General features: G+C 31.3%; 5 protein-coding genes and 1 pseudogene. 1 reads left to right on the forward strand and 5 read right to left on the reverse strand.

What is annotated here, in order from left to right:
• Together KI356_RS25120 and KI356_RS25125 are read right to left on the reverse strand one after the other, a co-directional pair.
• A partial coding sequence (locus KI356_RS25120; protein ID WP_274388405.1) for a glycerophosphodiester phosphodiesterase family protein occupies positions 1 to 391 on the reverse strand: 391 nt, incomplete at its 3' end.
• A 46-nt stretch (positions 392 to 437) separates the two neighbouring features.
• Positions 438 to 1,238 (reverse strand): GNAT family N-acetyltransferase, encoded by an 801-nt coding sequence (locus tag KI356_RS25125; protein WP_212936796.1) that lies wholly within the window; start codon positions 1,236 to 1,238, stop codon positions 438 to 440.
• Positions 1,239 to 1,745: 507 nt separating this feature from the next.
• Between KI356_RS25125 and KI356_RS25130 the strand changes: the two genes are divergently transcribed.
• On the forward strand, positions 1,746 to 2,444 hold the full coding sequence (locus KI356_RS25130) for a hypothetical protein (protein WP_212936797.1): 699 nt from the start codon (positions 1,746 to 1,748) through the stop codon (positions 2,442 to 2,444).
• Between the two features lie 109 nt (positions 2,445 to 2,553).
• Here KI356_RS25130 and KI356_RS25135 read toward each other — a convergent pair whose 3' ends face one another.
• From KI356_RS25135 to KI356_RS25145, 3 genes and pseudogenes are all read right to left on the reverse strand, one after another.
• Entirely contained in the window at positions 2,554 to 3,360 is an 807-nt protein-coding gene (locus KI356_RS25135; protein ID WP_212936798.1) for a DegV family protein, read from the reverse strand.
• A 190-nt stretch (positions 3,361 to 3,550) separates the two neighbouring features.
• A complete protein-coding gene (locus KI356_RS25140; protein ID WP_128280166.1) occupies positions 3,551 to 4,057 on the reverse strand; it encodes a DUF3189 family protein in 507 nt (168 codons plus the stop codon).
• 79 nt (positions 4,058 to 4,136) lie between these two features.
• Positions 4,137 to 4,363, reverse strand: a pseudogene (locus tag KI356_RS25145) (DUF1453 domain-containing protein); the annotation flags it as partial.

The following is a 4,363-nucleotide window of genomic DNA, read 5'->3' on the forward strand; positions in this document are numbered from 1 at the left end:
TTTCAAATTCTTTCTTTGCTAACTTTGGATACTTTTTATTGAAAAAAGAACCTGCATTCAGTTGTTTTATTTCATCTAATGTATGATCTTTTACAAAATCAGAACCGTTTGTTGTACGGTTTAATGTTTCATCATGCATAGCTACTAAATGTCCGTCTTTTGTCATTTGGAGATCTATTTCTATATAGTCACCTTTTAATTGCTGTCCTAATTGATACGCTTCTAATGTATGTTCCGGTGCATATGCAGAAGCCCCTCTATGCGCAATATTTTTAATATGATTTGATTGATTAATGGCTTTTGTATATTTTTGTTCATTTACTTGCTGAAAAACAAAAGTGCTAATTACAATAAAGAAACAGATGATTGTAATTATAGATATTTTCTTCATAATGGTATGTTTACTCCTATATTTAAAGCGATTTAATTTGGATGAATTATTCAATTAAATGTCGATTTTCAAAAACTGTAATTTGTCCTGCGGCTTGAAAGCCAGATTTTTTATAAATGTTTATTCCATCAGGTGAAGCTTGTAATACGCAATAATTATTTTTTAGTTGTTTTGCTTCTTGCAGCAGGAAATTGAACATAATAGAACCAAATCCTTTTCCTCTCATATCTTCTTTAGTCGCTATATCATAAATACCAACGCTATCTTCCGTACAAACTAGAGAGCCAACAGATACTACCTTCTCTTTATAAAGGCCTAAGTATAGTTTCATGGCATCACTATTCCATAAATCTAAAGAAGCAATTTGATTATAGTATGCTTGAACTTGAGTACCTTCTGTTGATGTACCGAATAAAGCTGCTAACGTTTCGCCAAATTGTTGTATTTGTTCTGGCGATGTTGCATTTTGTATTGTAAAACCTACTGGAATGTCTATTGTTGGATGAATTTTTCTTAAGTCTGCTACCATCGCGATATTCTGTTCTGCTTCTTTTAAACCAAGTTTGATTAATTCGCTTTTTATAGTCTGTTCTTGCTTATCATCCCAAAACCAAACACTCATTGGAAATTTTTTTTGATTATAGCATTCTACCTCCTTATATAATTTCTCGATCCCTTCCGTTACATTACTATTTAGTAGTGTAATAATATTAAATGTATCTGCAGGTAATCCGCAGTCGACAGTAATGTAATCCTTCGTTTCTTTTACATCCATTCCATGTACCTGCCGCGCAATATATGAGGTTTTATATGTGAAATTATCTATTAGTAACTGTTTATAATTCATTAATTTTGCTCCTTTCATAAAAATTCGTATTCGAATCCTTCAGTATTAAATATAACATATAAGAAATGTACCTATTTCTATAAAAATATCTCTATAAATCACTCTTTGCGCCCTAAAAGAATTAAAAATGATATAACGTTGTCGGAATGAAAAAAGTGGTATATAATAAATATTAACATTACTAGTAATTATTTTAGGTATTCCTAGAATAAAGGAGCGATACATATGAAAATTACTATTTATTTCGGAAGTCATGAGGATCAAGATGTTCGTACTATGGACTGTCATTTAGATGTAGAAGATACAGAAGAGATTGTTTCTGTATCATAATATAAATAGTTGGGATGAACCCTCTTCCCTACAGCGTTTAAGGCACCTTTTACAGGTGTCTTTTTTGTTGTTTTTTCATCAAAAACCCTTTACTTTAGAGCGTTTTAATAGTAAAATATAAATATACGAACAAACGTTCTTTTTATTTTGATTGTACATGAAGGGATGATTTTAACAATGACTCAAGCAAAGCGCAGAGGAAGAAAAAAGCATACACCTATTATTTCAAATACAGGCTTTATCGGCTCTGTCTTTATTGATACATTGGAGTTACAAAAGAAATCCTATTATTTCGCTCGTAAAAAACTTCAAATTGTTCATCACGTATTAGATGGTCTATCTGGAGCAACGAGTGCATTATTTAAAGAACATAATATCGCTGCATACATGTCATGTGTGTATTTACATAAACAAAAGAAAATCGGCTTCGTTCTTTCAACAAAACCTTTTGAACAAAGTGATGGTGTTTCTTATTTTATAAATTATTTAATTGAAAAGAATTTTTACGGTAACGAAGAAGTAGAATATCAAGAAGTATTTAATACAGGTTTTATTGGTGTAGTGTTCGCGGATTTATCTAGTATAGATCGCTTTAATTTTGAGTTTGAAATGGGTATGTTAACGAAGTTAATGAAAGATATGATCATTCCTGTTAAAGAGCTCTTTTTACGACATAATGTACCGGCATACATCTCTACTTCTCATTTAGAAGAGCAAAATAAATTAGGTTTCGTTCTATCTGTAAAGCCATACGATGAACGTGCTGAAGCAGATTTGTATTTTGAAACATATTTAAAAGAACGCGGATTATTTATTGGTGATGAAGAGGATGATATTGATAAGATTGTTATTAGGAAAACAGCTGAATTACGATAAAAAAACGCAGGATGATGCTCCCGCGTTTTTTTATAATTTATGATACGTGGATGATGTAATTAAGGTTTTATATAATAAAAAACCCGTGAATGACTCACGGGTTTTACTTTTAATAACTAATTGCTATTGTACCTTCACCTGCATGAACAGCAAATGAAATTGGCAATGGATAAAGTTTGAAATCCATTTCAGGGAATGCTTGTTTAATATCTGAAATCCATTCTTCAGCTCCATCTTTATCGTTAGCATAGAACATATGAAGTACTTTAGGTAATTCTTTTTCAAGCTCATTTTTAATGTATTCTCTACATTTTTGGATTTTACGCACTTTCTTTTCAAGTAAAAGTTCGCCACCTTTTACTTCTAAGATTAAGTTGACACTTAATAAACTTCCAAGTAAAAATTGAACTCCCTTTACTCGACCACTTGCATATAAACCTTTTAAGCTTTTTGGAAATACATAAAAAGGCCTTCTTTTTTCATCTACTAATGTTTTATGTATATCTTGTAAAGTCATACCATCATTGTATAACGTTTTTGCTTTTCTCAAAAGTTCATCCATTGGATAACTTGTCGTTTCACTATCTAATACAGTTAAAGAGAAGCCTGCCATATCAGCAGCTAGCTTCATATTTTGATAGGTCCCACTTACTTTTCCGCTAATAGCAACTGCAAAGCCTTCTTCATATTCTTCTTTGCATTTAGTAAATAATTCTACCATTTCCCCTATGTTAGGTTGCGAAGTAGTAACCGTTCTTCCGTCATTTAATGCTTCATAAAGACGTTTATGAACTCCTTCTTCACAGTCCTTATAAGACACTCCATCAATAATAACTTCAATTGGGATAACAAAGTTATCACCATCTGTTGTAAAACTCGCAGTTGTACTATCAGTAAACCAAGCAACACGCTTCATGTTGTTCCTCCCTTATTCTGTTCCTCTTTTCTGACTTTTCTATATATTTATCTTATGAAAAGAGAATATCCCCTGTAATAGTAACAGGACTTTATTATTTTGGCTATAGTAGATGTATAATAAATGTGAATATTTTTTGTCTATTTATAAAAAAAAGAAAACCGCAAAAATTTCCGGTCTTCTTTTAACATTACTTAAATGTTTCGTTATCTAAAATAACAACATAATCATTTGTCATTTTCCCAGCTTCTTTCGTGTAACTGACAAGTCGTTGTATATTATCACAGCAAATTTTTGCTCCCCATACGAGTAACGGTACACCAATAAAATCAATATGAAATCTTCTAGAAAACAAACCGCCTAAAGTCATTGGCAATGGAACTGTTGGTGATGTATTAGAAAAAATAATCTTATCATTGTTTTGATAATGTTTTTGCAAAATCTCTCCTAAATGCTTCATCGCAGGTACAACGACCTTTGATGCCCCGCATCCAATTGTATATACGGGATTCCCATATTCATCTTGTCCATGAAAAATAATTTCCCCCATATCTTCTGTTTTCAATTTATTAAAGTACTCCACATTTAAAATTTCTTCTTTCGTTAACTTTCGATCAGTTGGTAATTTATTTAAATGATAAGCGGCAGCTAGCGAGGTTGTATGTGTTCCACCGAAATCTGTGTAAATGAATATCATATTATCATCCCTTGTTCTAAAAGTTCAATGTTATTTAGTATTACCGTTCACAGCATTGTTAAACAAGGGATGAATGTATTCATGCTTTTTGTGTTAATTCATTATATTTTTTCAAAATATAATAACGTCTACTAATCACGGTACCTAATGTAATACATAAAAAGGCATGTGTTACAACCATTAATGTTTGGTGCGTACTACCAGAAAACATACTTTGTTTAATTATAATTTTTGCTCATAAAATAACAAGAAGGATAATTGTACTTAACCACTTTCCTTTTCGTAGTACATGACCTGTTTCACTAT

Source organism: Bacillus hominis (assembly GCF_018332515.1).
In the GTDB taxonomy this organism is placed as follows: domain Bacteria; phylum Bacillota; class Bacilli; order Bacillales; family Bacillaceae_G; genus Bacillus_A; species Bacillus_A hominis.

Excerpts from the sequence above, each read along its gene's own strand:
- KI356_RS25125 (WP_212936796.1), bottom strand. The coding sequence starts at position 1,238 with ATGAATTATAAACAGTTACTAATAGATAATTTCACATATAAAACCTCA.
- KI356_RS25130 (WP_212936797.1), top strand. The coding sequence starts at position 1,746 with ATGACTCAAGCAAAGCGCAGAGGAAGAAAAAAGCATACACCTATTATT.
- KI356_RS25135 (WP_212936798.1), bottom strand. The coding sequence starts at position 3,360 with ATGAAGCGTGTTGCTTGGTTTACTGATAGTACAACTGCGAGTTTTACA.
- KI356_RS25140 (WP_128280166.1), bottom strand. The coding sequence starts at position 4,057 with ATGATATTCATTTACACAGATTTCGGTGGAACACATACAACCTCGCTA.